We start from the raw sequence: 18,315 nt of genomic DNA on the forward strand, positions 1-18,315 counted from the left end.
GTTTAAGCGTTAAAAGTTCATTTTTTAAGTGGTGTTTAAGTAGGGTAATACTTTGTGCTTGAAGTTTAAAGAGAGTTTTAATCACTGTGTTAATTATGTACTAGGCTTACATCCTTGTAAGCAACTACAATGCTATTGTTACTCGTAACGCAGTGCATCTATAGGGTTGAGCCTGGCGGCTTTAATGGCTGGGGCTAAACCAAACACTATGCCAATTAATGAAGTAAAACCAAACGACAACATTACCGCCCATGCCGGAATATACGCATCTGGCATGCTAGGAACCATAAACGAAATAAGCCCCGCTGCGCCATAACCAATGGCAAGCCCGATCAACCCGCCAAATAGCGATAACACCACAGCCTCAACTAAAAACTGCAACATTATAAAGCCGGGTGTAGCGCCTAGCGCTTTAAGGGTGCCAATCACGCGGGTGCGCTCAGTTACCGACACTAACATAATATTCATTACACCTATGCCACCAACTAATAAGCTAATACCAACAATACCTGCGGTTATGGCAGTGGCACTACCGGTAAATTTATCTACTTGGGCGCGGGCTTTTTCAGCAGTTTCAAATTCAAAGTCATTGTCGTCGCCGTCTTTAAGTTTATGTAACTGGCGCAGTATACGAGTAATTTTTGCTAGTACCTGCTCTTCGTTAGCGTTGTCTTCAAGCCTAAACATAATTTGTACATTACTTTGCGTATTGCCTCCCTCTAACGCACTCATAGTGCTAATGGGAATATTAATATAATCGTCTTGATCAAAGCCCAAAAAGCTACCTTGTTTTTCGGCTACACCAATAATTCTAAACCATTCGCCACCTAGCTTTATGTATTCACCTACCGGATTGCTGGGTAAGTTTAATTTTTCGATAATTGACGGCCCAATAAAAGCTACGCGGCGGCGTTTTTCGTCGTCTTCAGCGCGAATAAAACGGCCTAGATCGGGGTAGGTACGGTATGCTTTTTGATAGTCTTGCTCAGTACCCATAACCCGCGATGAATGACTTTTATTACCATACTCAGCTCCGCCTGAAAAACGCCAAGTAAACATTAGTGCGGTGAGTGTTTCTGCTTCTTTTACTCGTGCTTTTAAGGTTAAAAAATCGTCGTAGCTAAGTTTTGCATTTTTACCAACCATTTCTAGCTCAATACTGGTATACGCCTTAATAGTAGTTACATCGGGCGACATATCAGCGAACTGATCGTTTATTTGCTTGGTAAAGCCTTGCATTACAGCAACCACAGTTACTACTGCGGCCACGCCAATAATAATACCTAAACAGGTGAGGGCAGAGCGCATAGCATTTGCTTTAATTGCCGAAAATGCGGCTTTAGTGCCTTCCATAGTGGCCAGTGCAAGTTTAAACATGCTGCCTTGCTCCTTGGTTTTTAGTTACGTCACTCACTACTTTACCATCCACTAAGCGAATTACCCGCTGACAGTGGTCGGCAATTTCTTGCTCATGTGTAACCAAAATAATGGTATGCCCTTCGTTATGCAGCTCATCAAATAAGGCCATAATTTCGCGGGTGGTTTTACTGTCTAAGTTACCGGTTGGCTCATCACCTAATAATATATGCGGTTTAGTGACTAAAGCACGAGCAATAGCAACTCGTTGACGTTGCCCGCCCGACAGCTGGCTTGATAAGTGATTTACTTTGTCGGCTAAGCCCACGCGCTTTAGCGCCTCAAGGGCTTGCTGTTTGCGTTGTTTGCTAGGGGTAAAGCGGTAAACTAAAGGCTGCATTACATTTTCTAGCGCCGATGCGCGTGGTAATAAGTTAAAGCTTTGAAATATAAATCCGACGCTTTCGTTGCGTTGGTGCGCAAGCTCGGTTTCGGTCATACTTTTTACTAACTTATCTTTTAAATAATACTCGCCGCTGGTGGGGGTATCTAAGCAGCCTAACAAATTCATTAGGGTAGACTTGCCAGATCCTGAGGGGCCAATAATGGCCACATATTCATTGGGCATAATGCTAATGTTTACATCATCAAGTGCTTTAAATATCTCAGCGCCCATTTTGTATTGTTTATTAATATGCTCAAGCTTGATCACCGCAGTCATTAGTTGTTTTCCTTCGCAGCGGCTTTTACTTTTACTGTGTCGCCTTCTTTTAAAGTACTAATAGGGCGAGCCGGGCCAATAACTATTTTGTCACCTTCATTGAGCCCCTCGGTAATTGCTTGTTCAATATCTGACGATATACCAACAGTTACGGTTACTTTACTAACGCTGTTGTCGTTATTTAGGCGCCAAACAAAGGTGCTGTCGTCTTGTTTTTGAATTGCTTCTATTGGTAACTTTAAACCATTTTCGGCAATGCTGGTGGCAATTTCTGCTCTACAGCTCATTCCGGCATATAGTTGACGATCGGTAGCATCGAGTAATACTTTTACCTTAAATGATAACCCTTGTGAGCCAGGCTGATTTTTAGCCGAGGTACCAATGTTTATTACTGTGCCAGTAAAAGGATTATTAGGATAAGCAGCGGCATAAATATTTGCTTTTTGGTGGAGTTTAATACTGGCTATGTCGGTTTCATCAACCCGCAACTCAGCTAAAATAGCACTGGGGTCAGCAACCAGCATTAAATCAGAGCCTATTATATTGGTCGTTCCGGCAATAACCGTTTCGCCTTCTTTAATATTAACCGAAGCCAATAGGCCACTCATAGGCGCTTTAAAAACACTTTTATTTAACCGATCTTGGGCAATTTGCAACGACGCATGAGCTTGGTTAAACGACTCTTTACGAGATTCAATATCTATTTTAGCTAAGTCGCGGGCACTTGCTAGATTTTCATAGGCCTCTTCGTTGCCCAAACCGACATCGTAAAGCTCTTTTTGTCTTTTTAGTTGGCGCTCAAAGTTAACTAAGCGAATTTGGCTATGTTTAATTTCTATTTCGGTGGCACGTAGTAGCGCTTTATTACGGGTTACTTCAGATTCAAATGCAGTGGTATCAAGGCGCATTAAAATATCGCCTTGTTTTACACTTTGGCCTTCTTCGACAAATACTTTATCTACTCGGCCGGTAACTTCAGAGCGCAGCTGAACTTGAGTATTAAATACTAAGTTACCAGACGCCATTATTGAGTCGGCAATATTGCCTAGTTCAACATGGGCGATATTTACCTCGGGCTGTTTTTTATCACCAGAAATTTGTTTTGATACAATTAACGCTATAAAAGCGGCAATAGCGAGTGTGATGATAATGGCTTTTTTCATTTTATCGGTCCGTGAGTGAAAATGTGCAGAGGCTAACTTGCCTCTGCATAATAATTAAAGTGCGGCTATAATCGCCCAAACACTAAAAATAATAATACTTGGTAAGGCTGCAAACAGCAGTGCTTTATTAGTTGAGAAATTAGTCCAGCATTTTAGCCCAACCATGCCCAGCGCAATGCTCCAAATAGTGAACAGGTTAATTGATTCTAGTAAGGTATAAAAAGTATGTGTGGCATCAAGCCCAACAATGAGCTGATTGATAGAAGCGTAACTAAACACCGCTTGTTGCGAAATTTGATCTGTGTTGGCCATTAATACTAAGGCGATAGTGCCAAGGCTTGAAATAACCGTAGGCATCATTGTCCATAATGAAAAGCCATACCAAGCACCGTAACTATGTTGTGAGTTAGGATCGAGTTTAGCTATCAGCATATAATAAAGTGCAACTAAAGCATTCATTATTACTATGCCAATAATACCGCCGATCATGCCAAACCACATTTGGTTTGGGGCATTTTGTTCAATCGCTTGACGAATCATTTTTTGCTCGCCAATAGTGGCATCAACACTTGAAACGGCTACTTGCTCATTAATTAAAAACTGTATATCAACACTATTATAAAAAACAAACATACTCGCGGCGGTGGCAACTGCTATACAAATAAGGGCCAACCATGACCAGCCTTTTGCTTGCTCTAACCCATTAAACGCTTTACTTGGGCTGATATAAATATCGATTAGTGCGCTTAGCGCGTTAGGTGACTTCATTATTATTCCTTAATAACCTAATTTGGGGGAATTACTGGCTATAGCATAAGGCAAAATGAGGATAAGGTGATTATTTTATTGTAACGGTTTGTTAACGTAGTTTGTTTAGTGGCCAGGTTATTTATGCTGCTAAAACTAAAAAAGAGCCTTTCGGCTCTTGGGTTGCAGCAATTACAGTGTAATTTTTAAAGTGTAAAGTCTACTGAATAAGCAACATAGGCTTTTACGTCAGAGCCATCTATATCGGTATCAGATAAACCAAAAGTGAAACCATCTTTAGATACTGCTATGCCATAATCAATAATATTGTCATCACCTATAAAATCACCAGAGTAGTGGCCTAAATGAAATGCTATTTCGGTGCCGTTATTGCCAACAGCAAAAGCATAATCTGCCGTTAGGTAAAGTGAGTCAGCAAAGTCTGTACCGTCACCACTTGCTGCAGAGGTTGCTAATACAGCAGCACCAAAGGTGAAGCCTTTTACACTTATACTGCCGTAAATCTCAGAAAAGTCAGCATCAGCCGTGGAAGCTGCATCTGGGTATGCATAATAAATGTAACCAACATCGTAGCTCACGCTTTCATTAATAGCGCCACCAAAGCCTGCATACAAGTCTAATTCATAGGTCATCTCATCGGCCCAAGAGGCATTTGATGCCCAAGCACCGGCATAAAAACCAGACTCGTTGGTGTAGTCAATGCCGCCTGAAATGGCAGCATCACCACTGGTTTGTTCTTGTCCGCGCCATAAATAGTTTGATGTTGCTGCCGCATTAGCGGTTACTTCAGCATAGGCTGCTGTTGATGCGACACTAACTAAAGAGAGTGCTGTTATTGTTATGACTTTTTGTAGTTTTAGCATGTTTTAGTTCCTGTTATATGATTGCATGCCAAAGCTTTAAGGCTTATAGCTTGGCAGCATTTTATTATTTAACAGAAAAGAAGATTGCACGGGGTATGCCAGCTTCACTTTATTGCAGTGAATATGGTTTTAGGTGTTTTAAAACAATAGCTTACAATTAGTAGGGGGAGAGGTGCAGAGATAAGATTTTAAGGGGTTTTACATTTGTGGTGCATAAATTAACCTAGCTGCACCAAATCGGCGCTGCTAGGTTAGTTATTAATAATTAACCAAAAATAGTACGCATTAAGCTAATTGTTTCGTTAACTCCACGACCTTTTTGTACTTCATTAATAATAGAATCACGTTTGCTACGAATATGCTCAGGAATATCGTCAGCTGCAAGTGCGCGGTCTACTAAAATTTCTGCAGATTCTTTACCTCTACGCTTAGTTTTACCTGTACCTGAAGTACTGCGCTTTGGCTTGCTTAGCAGCTTGATGTAATTAGAGCTATCGGCTGTTGTGGTGTCTGCATAGTAAAAAAAGCACGGAATAAGCGCTTTAATGCTTACCAGCTGCTCTTCTAATTCGTTGTCTGCTTTAGCCATTTTAAACCAAGACAGAGTTTGAATTTTCTGTACTATGTCTTGCCAGTAACGCTCAAAGTCAGTGTTTTTTAGCTTGCTAACACCCAGTGCGCCACATAAAGCATCTAATCTATTATTGCTAATAGGAGTAAATACGTCAGGACGACGCATCGCTAATAAGCGAGTCGCTGGAGCGAGCGTTGGCTTTTCGTTACCATCGCTAAAAGCTTTTAAGTAAGCAGCAACAAATTGCTGGTACTCATAATGAGTAATATTACCTTCCAACGGAATATTGCTAAGTGCATCATCAAACGCATCAGGCATATCAGCCAGTAGTTGATGAAACGCTTTAGCGCTTTTAGTTGATGCAAACCATTCAACATCAAAGTTGTAAGTGCTTGGATCAAGCGATGCCATGTGCTTACCACTAAACGCAAGTAAGTCTTCTGGAATCATATCTTTAAGTGATTGCGGGCGAATGCTTGCAATGTAGCTTGTTAAGCGAAGCTGCTCATCAAGTGCAATAAGATCTTTGTGCTGCTCAATAAATGTAGTTACTACAGGCCAAGGCGCTACACGTAACGTTTTAACTTGTAAAAAGCTAATAGCAGAAATAAGTTGGTCGTGCAGTTTTTTTAGTACTGGTAACTGTTGCGGCTCTAGCAAGTCGTAATTCATACGATCTTTGCTTGCGTTAAGCAGTTCATAGCACCAAAGTAAAAAATCATCTGGGTGGTTTTCTACTTTCACGGCCATTAGATTTAGGCTGAGTTCTGAGGATTGCTTCAGAATGTTTTGGTATATTTGGTTTTCTTGCTCGCCTAGCGACATTTGTGACGGTGAAATTAGCAGTTTTTTCATGCCTTGTAGAACCTCGAGTTAGATGCATTTTTTAGCTGGTCTATTTTAGCGCAAATCTTGCAATAACAACAGGGGCATATACAAGCCTTAAGAATACAACAGTTAAAGTGCTCATAATTATTAATTTATTAAAACAATAAAATAGTTAACTTAAGTGACGAAAACTCAATTAGTTTAGATTGTTTGAAAATCATACGACAGTGTGTTTTTCATGTCTTACTTGTTGAAAAGTAATGATTTGTTGTTTTTTATAAAGCGATCATGTGTTGTTTGTTAATATTTAAATAGTGTTGATATTATTAGCGCGTAGATTCATCATTAAAAAATAAATTAGTTGAAAGTTATTTTTTTTAGTACTGACAATGATTTTAGTGATAACTCTCGCTATGATATGAGTATTATTTGCACATTTGAAAGGACGATCATGAAAACCTTATTTAAAATTATAGGTGTAATACTGCTGTTATGTATTGCACTTATCGTTGCAGCACCCTTTTTAATTCCTACTGATGCTATTTTTAATAAAGTCTCTGAGCAGGTAGAACAAACCACAGGACGTACATTAACTATTAAAGGCGATAAAACGCTGAGTGTATTTCCTGCATTAAAATTAGAACTTAATGATGTACATTTTGCCAACATGAAATCGGGCTCTCGCGCCGATATGGCAAGTATGCAGCAGCTTGCAGTACACATCCCTTGGCTATCGCTATTAGATGGTGAATTTAAACTCGATAAGTTTGTTATTAACGAGCCTGATATTTTATTAGAGACCGATAAAAACGGTAAAGCTAACTGGCAGCTATTTGATGCGGTAGCTGAGCAGCCTAAAGAGCAAACAGGATCTGCGGAAGCTATAAAATTACCTGAGAACTTTGACATTGAGCTAGGGGAGGTTGCCATTTATGGTGGTACCTTTACTTATTTAGATGGTAAAACCGGGGTTAAACAGCAAATAAGTGATTTAGAGCTGGCTATTTTACTTCCATCACTGCGTAAAACATTAGAAGTAAAAGGCGCAATAACTTACATGCAAGAGCGCTTTGAGCTTGATGTAAAACTAGATACGCCAGCAAAAGCGATCGAAGGCACTACTTTTAATATTCAGCAGAGTTTAGATTCACGTTTAGTTGATTTAACCTTTGAGGGAACTATTGCTAAACAAGGCCAAGATATAAAAGGTCAGTTAGCGCTAAGTGGAGACTCGGTAAAAAATATAGCCAAATGGCAAGGTGTAGAGTTAAACGCCAAAGAGAACGCCTTTAATGCTTTTAGTGTAAATGGCAAAATGCATTTAGCGGGTGAGCAATTTAAGCTTGAAGAGCTTATTGCCACATTAGATGCACTGCAAATAAAAGGTAAAAGTGAGCTTAATTTAGGTAAACGACTTGCTGTAATGGCAAACATTGACTTAGGTATGCTTGACTTAAACCCATACTTACCAGAAGCCGTAGCTAAAAAAGAGCAGCCAACTACAGACGAAACTAAACCAGCAGAGCCTATTGTATGGGACGACACTAAAATAGACTTAAGTGCCTTAAATACGCTTGATGCTAATGTAGTAATACGCTCAAGCGGTTTAAAAGCTAACGATATTAAACTCGGTGCAAACCAATTTACAGTAGCGTTAAAAAATAGTGTCGCTAAATTAAGCTTAGATAACTTTGCAGCCTATGAGGGAACAGGGAAAGGGGCAATTAATATTAATGCCCAGCAAATACCTTATAAAATAACCACTAATTTTGATTTGGCAGGTATTGATGCACAACCGTTATTAACCGATGCCGCAGGATTTGATAAATTAATGGGTAATGGCTCATTAAATTGGAACTTAACCACAAATGGGCAAAGCCAAAAAGAGTTTGTTAACGCACTCAATGGTGAGTTAGGGTTTGAGTTTGCTAATGGCGCAGTACAAGGCGCAAATATAGCTGAAATGATTCGCAAAGGTAAAGAGTTGCTTAAAGGTAATGTAGGGGCTGTATCAGAAGGACTAGATACTGGCTTTGATAAGTCACAGCAAACCGACTTCTCAGCATTAACGGGTAGCTTTAAGTTTACTAATGGGGTGGGCCATAATAACGACCTGTCGTTAATCAGCCCACTGATCCGTATTTCAGGCGAAGGTGATGTGGATTTACCTAATACTATTATTAATTACCGACTAGTAACCGGTATAGTCGGTTCTATTGAGGGGCAGGGTACAACCGATGATAGTACCGGCTTTAAAATACCACTGCGTATTAAAGGGCCATTCCATGATGTAGGCATTAAGCTTGATTTTGGTAATGCGCTTAAAGAAGAAGCAAAAGAAAAGCTCAAAGAAAAAGCAAAAGACAAACTTAAAGATAAATTGAAAGGTTTGTTTGGCTAAAACCCTGATAAATAATCTACAAGGCACTAAGATAGTGCCTTGTTTGTTTTGTAACCATATGTAAAATAGCTAGATAGCCGTAATTACTCAATATTAATTAGCTTTCCCTCATAATTAATTAAAAAATAACCTACCGCTCCCCCCGTAATGCTGGTACAATTGCCCGCCCTTAAGAGACAACTAGCTTGTTTTTTGAGTGGATTTCAATCGAAATGTCTTGATTTTAAACGAATTTAAGACAAGTTGTAATTACTACACCGGAGGTCATTAACATGATCCAAATGCAAACTCAGCTGGAAGTTGCTGATAACAGCGGCGCTCGCAAAGTGCAGTGTATAAAAGTCCTTGGTGGTTCTCACCGTCGCTATGCAGCGATTGGCGACATCATTAAAGTTTCTGTAAAAGAAGCTATTCCTCGCGGTAAAGTGAAGAAAGGTGATGTTAAAAACGCGGTAGTTGTGCGCACCAAAAAAGGCGTTCGTCGTCCAGACGGTTCTTTGATCCGTTTCGATAGCAATGCAGCTGTTATCTTAAATGATAACTTGCAGCCTATTGGTACTCGTATCTTCGGCCCTGTGACTCGTGAACTTCGTAATGATAAGTTCATGAAAATCGTTTCACTAGCCCCAGAAGTACTGTAAGGAGTCTATCATGGCAGCAAAAATCCGTCGTGATGACGAAGTAATCGTTCTAGCAGGTAAAGACAAAGGTAAGCGCGGAAAAGTGCTTTCAGTTGTTACTGAATCTGGAAGATTATTTGTCGAAGGCATAAACTTGATCAAAAAGCACCAAAAGCCGGTTCCACAATTGAACCAGCCTGGCGGTATTGTTGAGAAAGAAGCGTCTATCGACGTATCAAACGTTGCGATCTACAACTCGGAAACGAGTAAAGCAGATCGTGTAGGTTTCAAGATTGAAGATGGTAAGAAATTACGTATCTTTAAATCTACTGGTAAAACTATTTAATAGTTGGAGTAGAATGATGGCGAAACTGCATGAAGTATATAAAGACAAAGTAGTAGCTGAACTTCAAGAGAAGTTTGGTTTCAGCTCTGTCATGCAAGTCCCTCTGATCGAAAAGATCACATTGAATATGGGCGTGGGCGAAGCCCTAGCTGACAAGAAAATTCTAGATAACGCTGTTGCGGATCTAGCTGCAATCTCTGGTCAGAAACCTCTAATCACTAAAGCACGCAAATCTGTTGCTGGCTTCAAAGTGCGTGAAGGTTACCCGATAGGTTGTAAAGTAACCCTACGTGGCGAACGTATGTGGGACTTTTTTGAGCGTTTGGTATCAATCGCTATCCCACGTATTCGCGACTTCCGTGGCGTAAGTGCTAAGTCTTTTGATGGACGTGGTAACTACAGCATGGGCGTACGTGAACAAATCATCTTCCCAGAAATCGATTACGATAAAGTAGACCGTGTACGCGGTATGGATATTACTATCACTACTTCTGCGAAATCTGATGAGGAAGGCCGTGCGTTGTTAGAAGCGTTTAACTTCCCATTCAAGAAATAAGGGTAGGGTTATGGCAAAGAATTCTATGAAAGCGCGCGAAGCAAAGCGCACAAAACTAGTTGCTCAGTTCGCTGAAAAGCGCACAGCACTAAAAGCTATCATCAGTGATGTTAATACATCTGAAGATGATCGTTGGGACGCGGTACTTAAGCTACAAGCTTTACCACGTGATTCTAGCCCTGTACGTCAGCGTAATCGTTGTAACATTACGGGCCGCCCACATGGTTTCCTTCGCAAATTCGGCATGAGCCGTATTAAAGTTCGCGAAGCAGCTATGCGCGGTGAAATTCCTGGCCTTAAAAAAGCTAGCTGGTAAAAGAATCACGGGAGTAAGACTATGAGCTTGCAAGATCCTATCGCGGATTTGTTTACACGAATCCGTAACGGTCAGTCAGCGAAGAAAGTATCTGTAACGATGCCTAATTCAAAACTGAAAGTAGCAGTAGCTAAAGTATTAAAAAATGAAGGTTACATCGCTGATTTCGCAATCAATGGCGACGTAAAACCTGAGCTTTCTATCGAATTGAAGTACTTCGAAGGCAAAGCTGTTATTGAAAATATCCAGCGTGTTAGCCGCCCTGGTTTACGTATCTATAAGAGACGTGACGAATTACCAAAGGTAATGGGTGGTCTAGGTATCGCTATCGTATCAACTTCTAAAGGCCTAATGACAGACCGCGCAGCACGTAGTGCAGGCGTTGGTGGTGAAATCATTGGTTTTGTAGCTTAATCGGAGGGGAACTATGTCTCGCATAGCAAAGGCACCAATTAGTGTTCCTGCCGGTGTAGAAGTTACATTAAAAGGCCAGGAAATCACAGTTAAAGGCAAAAACGGTGAATTAACTCGTACTATCAACAACGCTGTTGAAGTAAAAGTTGAAGAAAACGTTATTACAACTTTACCTCGTGAAGGCGTAACAGATGCATGGGCTCAAGCAGGTACTGCTCGCGCTCTAATCAACAATATGATTGTTGGTACGCATGAAGGTTACGAGAAGAAACTTCAGTTAGTAGGCGTTGGTTACCGTGCAGCAGCTAAGGGTAAAACATTAGATTTAACTCTTGGTTTCTCGCACCCAGTTCATTTCGCAGTTCCTGAAGGAATTACGATTGAAACTCCAAGCCAAACAGAAGTTCTAGTTAAGGGCGTAGATAAGCAGTTAGTTGGTCAAACAGCTGCTAACATTCGTGCATACCGTAAACCTGAGCCATATAAAGGCAAGGGTGTTCGTTATTCAGATGAGAATGTGCGCCGTAAAGAGGCTAAGAAGAAGTAAGGTAAGACGATGGATAAAAAAACAGCTCGTCTACGTCGTGCTAAACGCACTCGTAGAAATTATATTGAACAAGGCACAACGCGTCTTGTTATCCACCGCACGCCACGTCACATATACGCTCAAGTAGTTACTGCTGAGGGTACTGTACTGGCTGCTGCTTCTACTGTTGAAAAAGCTATTTGCGAAACAGTTAAAGGCACCGGCAACGTTGCAGCTGCGCAAGCAGTTGGTAAAGCGGTTGCTGAACGTGCGGCTGACAAAGGCATCGAAAAGATTGCTTTTGATCGTAGTGGCTTTAAATATCACGGCCGTGTGAAGGCGCTAGCTGATGCTGCGCGTGAAGCCGGTTTGCAATTCTAGGAGTAGACAATGGCTAACGTAGAAGCAAAGCAACAACAGCCTGATCTAGCTGAAAAGCTAATCGCGGTGAACCGTGTGTCTAAAGTAGTTAAAGGTGGTCGTATCTTTAGCTTTACAGCACTAACAGTAGTTGGTGATGGCGCAGGTAAAGTAGGTTTTGGTTATGGTAAAGCACGTGAAGTTCCAGCTGCTATTCAAAAAGCAATGGAAAAAGCACGTCGCAATATGATCAATGTAGACCTAAATGGCAACACATTACAGCATCCTGTTAAAGGACGTCATGCTGGCTCACAAGTGTTTATGAAACCAGCCTCTGAAGGTACTGGTATCATCGCTGGTGGTGCAATGCGTGCGGTACTAGAAGTGACTGGTGTGCAGAACGTACTTTCTAAATGTTACGGTTCTACTAACCCAATCAACGTAGTGCGTGCAACAATCTCTGCTCTTGAGAATATGAATTCTCCTCAGTCGATTGCTGCTAAACGTGGTCTTCGCATAGACGAGATACTGGGGTAACCATGGCAAATCAAACTGTAAAAGTAACACAAGTAAAAAGCTCTATCGGTCGTTTACCGAAACATAAAGCTACATTACGCGGTCTTGGTTTACGTCGTATCAACCACACTGTTGAGTTAGAAGACACAGCATGTGTACGTGGTATGATAAACCAGGTTTCTTACATGGTTAAGGTAGAGGGTTAATTTCATGCATTTGAATACACTTTCACCTGCTGCAGGTTCAAAAACTGCTCCAAAACGTGTTGGTCGTGGTATCGGTTCTGGTCTTGGTAAGACTGGTGGCCGTGGTCACAAAGGTCAAAAATCACGTTCTGGCGGTAAAGTACGCGTTGGTTTCGAAGGCGGTCAAATGCCTATGCAACGTCGTCTACCTAAGTTCGGTTTCACTTCTCGCAAATCATTAGTATCTGCAGAAATAAACCTATACGAAATCGCTAAAGTAGAAGGCGATGTGGTAGACCTAAGCGCGTTACAAGCAGCTGGTCTAGTTAAAAAGAACGTTTTGTTCGTTAAAGTTGTTAAATCTGGCGAAGTTTCACGCGCTGTTACCGTTAAGGGCCTTAGAGCCACTAAAGGTGCACGCGAAGCTATCGAAGCTGCCGGAGGCAAGGTAGAAGACTAAGGAAGTACTAATGGCTAAACCAGGTCAAGATATGCAAAGTGCACAAGGTGGACTTTCGGAATTGAAGCGCCGATTACTCTTCGTATTAGGTGCTATCATTATATACCGTCTAGGTTCATTTGTGCCGATCCCTGGGATTGACGCCGCTGTACTTGCCGATTTCTTCGAGCAACAAAAGGGCACCATTGTTGAGATGTTCAACATGTTTAGCGGTGGTGCGCTTGAGCGAGCTTCAGTGTTAGCACTGGGTATTATGCCGTATATCTCGGCTTCGATTATTACGCAACTATTAACGCATATGTATCCTCCGTTTATAGAGCTTAAGAAAGAAGGTGAGCAAGGGCGTAAAAAAATTAGCCAGTACACACGCTATGGCACGCTTGTGCTTGCTACTATCCAATCAATCGGTATTGCCACAAGCTTACCGGGCATGATGGAAGGGTTAGTTGTTAACCCTGGTATGGGTTTCTATTTCACCGCAGTGGTGAGTTTAGTGACTGGTACTATGTTCCTTATGTGGTTGGGCGAACAAATAACAGAACGTGGTATTGGTAACGGTATCTCTGTTTTAATATTTGTTGGTATTGTAGCTAACCTGCCGTCTGCTATTGGTTCGACAGCTGAAATGGCGCGCCAAGGTGATTTGAATGTTTTTGTACTGTTGATGGTTGCGGTAATCGTATTCGCTGTTACTTATCTTGTAGTGTTTTTTGAACGTGGCCAACGACGTATTGTTGTTAACTACGCTAAACGCCAACAAGGTCGTCAAGTATTTGCTGCCCAAAGCACGCATTTACCACTAAAAGTAAATATGGCGGGTGTTATTCCACCAATTTTCGCTAGCAGTATAATTCTGTTCCCTGGTACAATTGCCAGCTGGTTCGGCCAGGGTGAAGGTCCGGTCGCTGATGTGTTACAAGCTATAGCTACAACGTTGACCCCAGGTCAGCCATTGTATGCAATGGTTTTAGCAGCAGCTATCATCTTCTTCTGCTTTTTCTACACAGCGTTGGTGTTTAACCCACGTGAAACAGCAGATAACCTGAAGAAATCTGGCGCATTTATCCCAGGTATTCGTCCAGGTGAGCAGACATCTAAATACATTGATAAAGTGATGACACGCCTGACATTGGCAGGTGCTTTGTATATAACCTTTATCTGTCTGGTGCCTGAATTCATGACAATGGCATGGCAAACGCCATTCTACTTCGGCGGTACATCAATTTTGATTATCGTAGTTGTTATCATGGACTTTATGGCACAAGTACAGACTCACCTGATGTCTCATCAGTATGATTCTGTGCTGAAAAAAGCGAACCTTAAAGGCTATGGTCGATAAGGTCAGTTTACGGAGTTGAGCAATGAAAGTACGTGCTTCCGTTAAGAAAATATGCCGTAACTGTAAAGTTATTAAACGTGCTGGTGTAGTACGCGTAATTTGCAGTGAGCCTAAGCATAAGCAAAGGCAAGGTTAAGTAAACAGCGTGCAGGCTGAGTTTTCTCGGCCTGTGTTTTTAGTAGTGATTTGGTCTTCGTTTGAGTATCCTTACGGGCTCTTCAAACAGATGATTACCAAATTCGAATATAGGAGATGTGTTAGTGGCCCGTATTGCTGGCATTAACGTCCCTGATCATAAACATGCAGTTATTGGTTTAACAGCTATTTATGGCATAGGTAAGACTCGCTCTAAGGCTATCTTAGCAGCGACTGGTATCGCCGAGACCACAAAAATCGGTGAACTTTCAGACGAAACTCTTGACGTATTGCGTGATGCAGTTGGCAAGTACACCGTTGAAGGTGATCTTCGTCGTGAAGTTACTTTAAATATCAAGCGCCTAATGGACCTTGGTTGTTATCGTGGCCTACGTCACCGTCGCTCTTTACCACTACGTGGTCAAAGAACTAAGACTAACGCGCGTACCCGTAAGGGTCCTCGTAAGCCTATTAAGCGATAAGGGGATAGTATTATGGCTAAGACACCAATTCGTCGTAAAAAGGTTAAAAAACAAGTTGCTGATGGTATGGCTCATGTTCATGCTTCTTTCAACAACACTATTGTAACGATTACCGATCGTCAAGGTAATGCACTATCATGGGCTACTGCCGGTGGTTCAGGTTTCCGTGGTTCACGTAAATCTACTCCATTTGCTGCTCAGGTTGCTGCAGAGCGTGCAGGTACTGCTGCTCAAGAATACGGTTTAAAAAATCTAGAAGTTTTCATCAAAGGTCCAGGTCCAGGTCGTGAATCTGCTGTACGTGCTTTGAATGCTGCTGGCTACCGTATTACCAACATTACTGACGTGACGCCAATACCACATAATGGTTGTCGTCCACCGAAGAAACGTCGCGTTTAACAATAGGTTAGGAGAAATAACATGGCAAGATATTTGGGCCCTAAGCTCAAGCTGAGTCGTCGTGAAGGCACTGACCTGTTCCTTAAGAGCGGCGTAAGAGCTATCGACTCTAAGTGTAAACTTGAGACTGCACCTGGTCAGCATGGCGCTCGTAAAGGTCGCTTATCTGATTACGGTTTACAATTACGTGAAAAGCAAAAAGTACGTCGTATCTACGGTGTATTAGAAAAGCAATTCCGTAACTACTACAAAGAAGCTGCTCGCCTTAAAGGTAATACAGGTGAAAACTTGTTACAGCTATTAGAGCAACGTTTAGACAATGTTGTATATCGCATGGGTTTTGCTAGCACACGTGCAGAAGCACGTCAGTTAGTAAGCCATAAAGCGATTTTAGTTAATGGTCGTGTTGTGAATGTTCCTTCATACGTAATTGCTCCAGAAGATACTGTTGTAATCCGTGAGAAGTCTAAAACACAAGCACGTATCATCGCTGCTCTAGAGTTGGCTGAGCAACGTGAAAAGCCGACTTGGGTTGAAGTTGACGGTAAGAAATTGGAAGGCAGCTTTAAGCGTCTACCTGAGCGTTCAGATCTGTCTGCGGACATTAATGAACAACTAATCGTCGAACTTTACTCTAAGTAAAGTTAAGAGTTAAGAGAGGATAAAATGCAGGGTTCTGTTACAGAATTTCTAAAACCAAGGTTAGTCGATATCGACGCTATCAACCCAACACGTTCTAAAATAGTTTTAGAACCACTTGAGCGTGGCTTCGGTCACACTTTGGGTAATGCCTTACGCCGTATACTGCTTTCATCTATGCCTGGATGTGCAGTAACTGAAGTTGAAATCGACGGTGTATTGCATGAGTACAGCGCGAAAGAAGGCGTTCAAGAAGACATCATTGAAATACTATTAAACCTAAAAGGTTTAGCAGTAACGTTAGAAGGCAAAGATGAAGTTTTTCTGACCCTGGCTAAATCTGGTGTAGGCCCTGTGACTGCGTCAGATATTCAGCACGATGGCGATGTAACAATTGCTAACCCAGATCATGTTATTTGTAATTTAACAACAAATAACAGCGAGATCAGCATGCGTATTCGTGTTGAACGTGGTCGTGGTTATGTGCCGGCATCTAGTCGTTTATCCTCTGATGACGATGAGCGTCCAATTGGTAGATTGTTGCTTGATGCATCATTTAGCCCAGTTGAACGTATTGCGTACTCGGTTGAATCAGCTCGAGTTGAGCAACGTACAGATTTAGACAAGTTAATCATTGATATGGAAACAAACGGCACTTTAGATCCAGAAGAAGCGATCCGCCGTGCGTCTACTATCTTAGCTGAGCAATTAGATGCATTCGTAGATTTACGTGATGTAACTGAGCCAGAAGAGAAAGAAGAGAAGCCAGAATTCGATCCTATTCTACTTCGTCCAGTTGATGATCTTGAACTAACAGTACGCTCAGCAAATTGTTTGAAAGCCGAGCAAATTCAATATATCGGTGATTTAGTTCAGCGCACTGAAGTTGAGCTTCTTAAAACGCCTAATTTAGGTAAGAAGTCTCTAACTGAAATTAAAGACGTGCTAGCTTCACGTGGACTTTCTCTAGGCATGCGCCTAGAAAATTGGCCACCTGCAAGTTTAGCTGAATAATCTAAATCACTATATTAGTTTAGTTAGAAGGATAGGGTCATGCGCCATCGTAAGAGTGGTCGTCAATTAAACCGTAACAGTAGCCATCGTAAAGCGATGTTTAGCAATATGGCAGGTTCTTTGGTGAAACATGAAATCATCAAAACTACTTTGCCTAAAGCGAAAGAGTTACGTCGTGTAATTGAACCTTTAATCACACTGGCTAAGACTGACAGTGTAGCAAATCGCCGTTTAGCGTTTGCTCGCACGCGTGATAATGAAGTTGTTGGTAAGTTATTCAGTGAAATCGGTCCACGTAACGCGGATCGTCCAGGTGGTTACACTCGTATTCTTAAGTGTGGCTTCCGTACTGGTGATAATGCACCAATGGCTTATATTGAACTAGTTGGTCGCCCAGCGACTAGCGAAGCAGTTCAAGAAGACGCACAGTCTGCAGAGTAAGTCTTAAAGAAACCTAAAAGCCGAGCCTATGCTCGGCTTTTTCTTGCCTAAAATTTGTTAATCTATATGAATCAGTGATTACCTTCTATTATGATCGTTTACGAGTACTGACTCATAGATTCTAAATTGATAAGTTGTTTTAACACCTGCTTTAATATCCCTACCAAGTTACTCTTTACTTATTACTCATTCAAAATAGCCTATCAGATCATGGTTAAGGATTATCTTCATTATATATTGTTCGTTTAGAGCTATTATATAATACAACTCCAAAACTTAGATTATCCAGTAGAGCGGCCCACTACGAAGTTTATATTTATAAATCTGATTATAAGACATAACGTGTACTCATTTACCTATATTAAGAATCTCATATCAAGGTTGAGTATTACGGCCTAAGTAAACTTACTTCTTAATATTATTAAATTATGATTAAACATAGCTCGATCAATTCAATTTTCGCCTTTTGATTACTTTAAATGATTTTAAGTAATACGAGTCTTCTCATATTGGTTAGTTATTTAGCATAGATGATCCAAATATGTCTTTATTCATTAGTAGTTGTCATAACTTTAATTTCAAATAGCGCTATAAATGTCTTAATGATAGTAGTTTAGTTGTGTTTTTAAGCGTTTAGCTCAAATACTCAGCGAACAGCAGTTTATTTCAAGTTTTCTTTAAAAAACAGTTGATCTGTTTTCGGATCTCCCTATAATGCGACCCCACTGAGAAGGGAAACGCCGAAGCATAGCAAGGCAGCAACTACTTAGAGAGTTAAATAAAACTTCGGTTTTAAATCTTCCAAAAAGAAAGTTTAAAACAAAGTGTTGACTCGAAAAATAAAGGATGTATTATACGCATCCCTTGAGACGCTAAAGCGACTCAAAACGTTC

At 41.1% G+C, this 18,315-nt stretch carries 24 protein-coding genes; 18 read left to right on the plus strand and 6 right to left on the minus strand.

Features of this window, described 5'->3' with window-relative positions:
- Positions 1–138 precede the first annotated feature (138 nt).
- The 6 genes from H5079_RS16270 to H5079_RS16295 all read right to left on the minus strand — a co-directional run bounded on the left by H5079_RS16270 (position 139) and on the right by H5079_RS16295 (position 6,300).
- Positions 139–1,377 (minus strand): ABC transporter permease, encoded by a 1,239-nt coding sequence (locus tag H5079_RS16270; RefSeq protein ID WP_011329457.1) that lies wholly within the window; start codon positions 1,375–1,377, stop codon positions 139–141.
- A complete protein-coding gene (locus tag H5079_RS16275) occupies positions 1,370–2,077 on the minus strand; it encodes an ABC transporter ATP-binding protein (protein ID WP_011329456.1) in 708 nt (235 codons plus the stop codon). Before H5079_RS16275 ends, H5079_RS16270 begins: the two co-directional genes overlap by 8 nt.
- The gene (locus H5079_RS16280; RefSeq protein WP_011329455.1) at positions 2,077–3,240 is read right to left on the minus strand and encodes an efflux RND transporter periplasmic adaptor subunit; all 1,164 of its coding nucleotides are present in this window, start codon (positions 3,238–3,240) and stop codon (positions 2,077–2,079) included. Before H5079_RS16280 ends, H5079_RS16275 begins: the two co-directional genes overlap by 1 nt.
- 54 nt (positions 3,241–3,294) lie before the next feature.
- Positions 3,295–4,008, minus strand: coding sequence for a YIP1 family protein (locus H5079_RS16285; RefSeq protein WP_182684493.1), 714 nt, complete (start codon positions 4,006–4,008; stop codon positions 3,295–3,297).
- 185 nt (positions 4,009–4,193) lie between these two features.
- On the minus strand, positions 4,194–4,871 hold the full coding sequence (locus H5079_RS16290; RefSeq protein ID WP_011329453.1) for a TorF family putative porin: 678 nt from the start codon (positions 4,869–4,871) through the stop codon (positions 4,194–4,196).
- 265 nt (positions 4,872–5,136) lie between these two features.
- A complete protein-coding gene (locus H5079_RS16295) occupies positions 5,137–6,300 on the minus strand; it encodes a hypothetical protein (RefSeq protein WP_086998963.1) in 1,164 nt (387 codons plus the stop codon).
- 424 nt (positions 6,301–6,724) lie between these two features.
- On the opposite strand from H5079_RS16295, the gene H5079_RS16300 reads away from it, so the two are divergent.
- The 18 genes from H5079_RS16300 to rplQ all read left to right on the plus strand — a co-directional run bounded on the left by H5079_RS16300 (position 6,725) and on the right by rplQ (position 17,422).
- A complete protein-coding gene (locus H5079_RS16300) occupies positions 6,725–8,674 on the plus strand; it encodes an AsmA family protein (RefSeq protein WP_182684494.1) in 1,950 nt (649 codons plus the stop codon).
- A gap of 272 nt (positions 8,675–8,946) precedes the next feature.
- Positions 8,947–9,315 (plus strand): 50S ribosomal protein L14, encoded by a 369-nt coding sequence (rplN, locus tag H5079_RS16305; RefSeq protein WP_011329449.1) that lies wholly within the window; start codon positions 8,947–8,949, stop codon positions 9,313–9,315.
- A 10-nt stretch (positions 9,316–9,325) separates the two neighbouring features.
- Complete coding sequence (gene rplX, locus H5079_RS16310) at positions 9,326–9,640, plus strand: 50S ribosomal protein L24 (protein ID WP_011329448.1); 315 nt, start codon at positions 9,326–9,328, stop codon at positions 9,638–9,640.
- Positions 9,641–9,656: 16 nt separating this feature from the next.
- Positions 9,657–10,196 (plus strand): 50S ribosomal protein L5, encoded by a 540-nt coding sequence (rplE, locus tag H5079_RS16315; RefSeq protein WP_011329447.1) that lies wholly within the window; start codon positions 9,657–9,659, stop codon positions 10,194–10,196.
- A 10-nt stretch (positions 10,197–10,206) separates the two neighbouring features.
- Complete coding sequence (gene rpsN, locus H5079_RS16320) at positions 10,207–10,512, plus strand: 30S ribosomal protein S14 (protein WP_011329446.1); 306 nt, start codon at positions 10,207–10,209, stop codon at positions 10,510–10,512.
- Between the two features lie 21 nt (positions 10,513–10,533).
- Positions 10,534–10,926: a 30S ribosomal protein S8 gene (rpsH, locus tag H5079_RS16325; protein WP_011329445.1), complete on the plus strand. Its 393-nt coding sequence runs from the start codon at positions 10,534–10,536 to the stop codon at positions 10,924–10,926.
- A gap of 13 nt (positions 10,927–10,939) precedes the next feature.
- Complete coding sequence (gene rplF, locus H5079_RS16330; RefSeq protein WP_011329444.1) at positions 10,940–11,473, plus strand: 50S ribosomal protein L6; 534 nt, start codon at positions 10,940–10,942, stop codon at positions 11,471–11,473.
- Between the two features lie 9 nt (positions 11,474–11,482).
- Complete coding sequence (gene rplR, locus H5079_RS16335) at positions 11,483–11,833, plus strand: 50S ribosomal protein L18 (RefSeq protein ID WP_011329443.1); 351 nt, start codon at positions 11,483–11,485, stop codon at positions 11,831–11,833.
- A gap of 9 nt (positions 11,834–11,842) precedes the next feature.
- Positions 11,843–12,349: a 30S ribosomal protein S5 gene (gene rpsE / locus H5079_RS16340; protein ID WP_011329442.1), complete on the plus strand. Its 507-nt coding sequence runs from the start codon at positions 11,843–11,845 to the stop codon at positions 12,347–12,349.
- A 2-nt stretch (positions 12,350–12,351) separates the two neighbouring features.
- Positions 12,352–12,534, plus strand: a complete 183-nt coding sequence (gene rpmD / locus H5079_RS16345; protein ID WP_011329441.1) for a 50S ribosomal protein L30 — start codon at positions 12,352–12,354, stop codon at positions 12,532–12,534.
- Between the two features lie 4 nt (positions 12,535–12,538).
- Positions 12,539–12,973, plus strand: coding sequence for a 50S ribosomal protein L15 (gene rplO, locus H5079_RS16350; protein ID WP_011329440.1), 435 nt, complete (start codon positions 12,539–12,541; stop codon positions 12,971–12,973).
- A 10-nt stretch (positions 12,974–12,983) separates the two neighbouring features.
- The gene (gene secY / locus H5079_RS16355; protein ID WP_011329439.1) at positions 12,984–14,312 is read left to right on the plus strand and encodes a preprotein translocase subunit SecY; all 1,329 of its coding nucleotides are present in this window, start codon (positions 12,984–12,986) and stop codon (positions 14,310–14,312) included.
- 22 nt (positions 14,313–14,334) lie between these two features.
- Complete coding sequence (gene rpmJ, locus H5079_RS16360) at positions 14,335–14,448, plus strand: 50S ribosomal protein L36 (RefSeq protein WP_002959476.1); 114 nt, start codon at positions 14,335–14,337, stop codon at positions 14,446–14,448.
- 124 nt (positions 14,449–14,572) lie between these two features.
- Positions 14,573–14,929, plus strand: a complete 357-nt coding sequence (gene rpsM / locus H5079_RS16365; protein WP_006794252.1) for a 30S ribosomal protein S13 — start codon at positions 14,573–14,575, stop codon at positions 14,927–14,929.
- Positions 14,930–14,941: 12 nt separating this feature from the next.
- Positions 14,942–15,328, plus strand: a complete 387-nt coding sequence (rpsK, locus tag H5079_RS16370) for a 30S ribosomal protein S11 (RefSeq protein ID WP_002959471.1) — start codon at positions 14,942–14,944, stop codon at positions 15,326–15,328.
- A gap of 21 nt (positions 15,329–15,349) precedes the next feature.
- Complete coding sequence (gene rpsD / locus H5079_RS16375; protein WP_011329438.1) at positions 15,350–15,970, plus strand: 30S ribosomal protein S4; 621 nt, start codon at positions 15,350–15,352, stop codon at positions 15,968–15,970.
- 24 nt (positions 15,971–15,994) lie between these two features.
- Positions 15,995–16,981, plus strand: coding sequence for a DNA-directed RNA polymerase subunit alpha (locus H5079_RS16380; protein ID WP_011329437.1), 987 nt, complete (start codon positions 15,995–15,997; stop codon positions 16,979–16,981).
- A gap of 39 nt (positions 16,982–17,020) precedes the next feature.
- Positions 17,021–17,422: a 50S ribosomal protein L17 gene (rplQ, locus tag H5079_RS16385; protein WP_002959450.1), complete on the plus strand. Its 402-nt coding sequence runs from the start codon at positions 17,021–17,023 to the stop codon at positions 17,420–17,422.
- The last annotated feature ends 893 nt before the right edge of the window (positions 17,423–18,315 follow it).

The organism is Pseudoalteromonas sp. SG44-5 (assembly GCF_014164175.1).
Classification (GTDB): domain Bacteria; phylum Pseudomonadota; class Gammaproteobacteria; order Enterobacterales; family Alteromonadaceae; genus Pseudoalteromonas; species Pseudoalteromonas nigrifaciens.

What these genes read in the sequence shown, in the direction of transcription:
- H5079_RS16270 (WP_011329457.1), bottom strand. Translation starts at nt 1,377, where the DNA reads ATGTTTAAACTTGCACTGGCCACTATGGAAGGCACTAAAGCCGCATTT.
- H5079_RS16275 (WP_011329456.1), bottom strand. Translation starts at nt 2,077, where the DNA reads ATGACTGCGGTGATCAAGCTTGAGCATATTAATAAACAATACAAAATG.
- H5079_RS16280 (WP_011329455.1), bottom strand. Translation starts at nt 3,240, where the DNA reads ATGAAAAAAGCCATTATCATCACACTCGCTATTGCCGCTTTTATAGCG.
- H5079_RS16285 (WP_182684493.1), bottom strand. Translation starts at nt 4,008, where the DNA reads ATGAAGTCACCTAACGCGCTAAGCGCACTAATCGATATTTATATCAGC.
- H5079_RS16290 (WP_011329453.1), bottom strand. Translation starts at nt 4,871, where the DNA reads ATGCTAAAACTACAAAAAGTCATAACAATAACAGCACTCTCTTTAGTT.
- H5079_RS16295 (WP_086998963.1), bottom strand. Translation starts at nt 6,300, where the DNA reads ATGAAAAAACTGCTAATTTCACCGTCACAAATGTCGCTAGGCGAGCAA.
- H5079_RS16300 (WP_182684494.1), top strand. Translation starts at nt 6,725, where the DNA reads ATGAAAACCTTATTTAAAATTATAGGTGTAATACTGCTGTTATGTATT.
- rplN (WP_011329449.1), top strand. Translation starts at nt 8,947, where the DNA reads ATGATCCAAATGCAAACTCAGCTGGAAGTTGCTGATAACAGCGGCGCT.
- rplX (WP_011329448.1), top strand. Translation starts at nt 9,326, where the DNA reads ATGGCAGCAAAAATCCGTCGTGATGACGAAGTAATCGTTCTAGCAGGT.
- rplE (WP_011329447.1), top strand. Translation starts at nt 9,657, where the DNA reads ATGGCGAAACTGCATGAAGTATATAAAGACAAAGTAGTAGCTGAACTT.
- rpsN (WP_011329446.1), top strand. Translation starts at nt 10,207, where the DNA reads ATGGCAAAGAATTCTATGAAAGCGCGCGAAGCAAAGCGCACAAAACTA.
- rpsH (WP_011329445.1), top strand. Translation starts at nt 10,534, where the DNA reads ATGAGCTTGCAAGATCCTATCGCGGATTTGTTTACACGAATCCGTAAC.
- rplF (WP_011329444.1), top strand. Translation starts at nt 10,940, where the DNA reads ATGTCTCGCATAGCAAAGGCACCAATTAGTGTTCCTGCCGGTGTAGAA.
- rplR (WP_011329443.1), top strand. Translation starts at nt 11,483, where the DNA reads ATGGATAAAAAAACAGCTCGTCTACGTCGTGCTAAACGCACTCGTAGA.
- rpsE (WP_011329442.1), top strand. Translation starts at nt 11,843, where the DNA reads ATGGCTAACGTAGAAGCAAAGCAACAACAGCCTGATCTAGCTGAAAAG.
- rpmD (WP_011329441.1), top strand. Translation starts at nt 12,352, where the DNA reads ATGGCAAATCAAACTGTAAAAGTAACACAAGTAAAAAGCTCTATCGGT.
- rplO (WP_011329440.1), top strand. Translation starts at nt 12,539, where the DNA reads ATGCATTTGAATACACTTTCACCTGCTGCAGGTTCAAAAACTGCTCCA.
- secY (WP_011329439.1), top strand. Translation starts at nt 12,984, where the DNA reads ATGGCTAAACCAGGTCAAGATATGCAAAGTGCACAAGGTGGACTTTCG.
- rpmJ (WP_002959476.1), top strand. Translation starts at nt 14,335, where the DNA reads ATGAAAGTACGTGCTTCCGTTAAGAAAATATGCCGTAACTGTAAAGTT.
- rpsK (WP_002959471.1), top strand. Translation starts at nt 14,942, where the DNA reads ATGGCTAAGACACCAATTCGTCGTAAAAAGGTTAAAAAACAAGTTGCT.
- rpsD (WP_011329438.1), top strand. Translation starts at nt 15,350, where the DNA reads ATGGCAAGATATTTGGGCCCTAAGCTCAAGCTGAGTCGTCGTGAAGGC.
- H5079_RS16380 (WP_011329437.1), top strand. Translation starts at nt 15,995, where the DNA reads ATGCAGGGTTCTGTTACAGAATTTCTAAAACCAAGGTTAGTCGATATC.
- rplQ (WP_002959450.1), top strand. Translation starts at nt 17,021, where the DNA reads ATGCGCCATCGTAAGAGTGGTCGTCAATTAAACCGTAACAGTAGCCAT.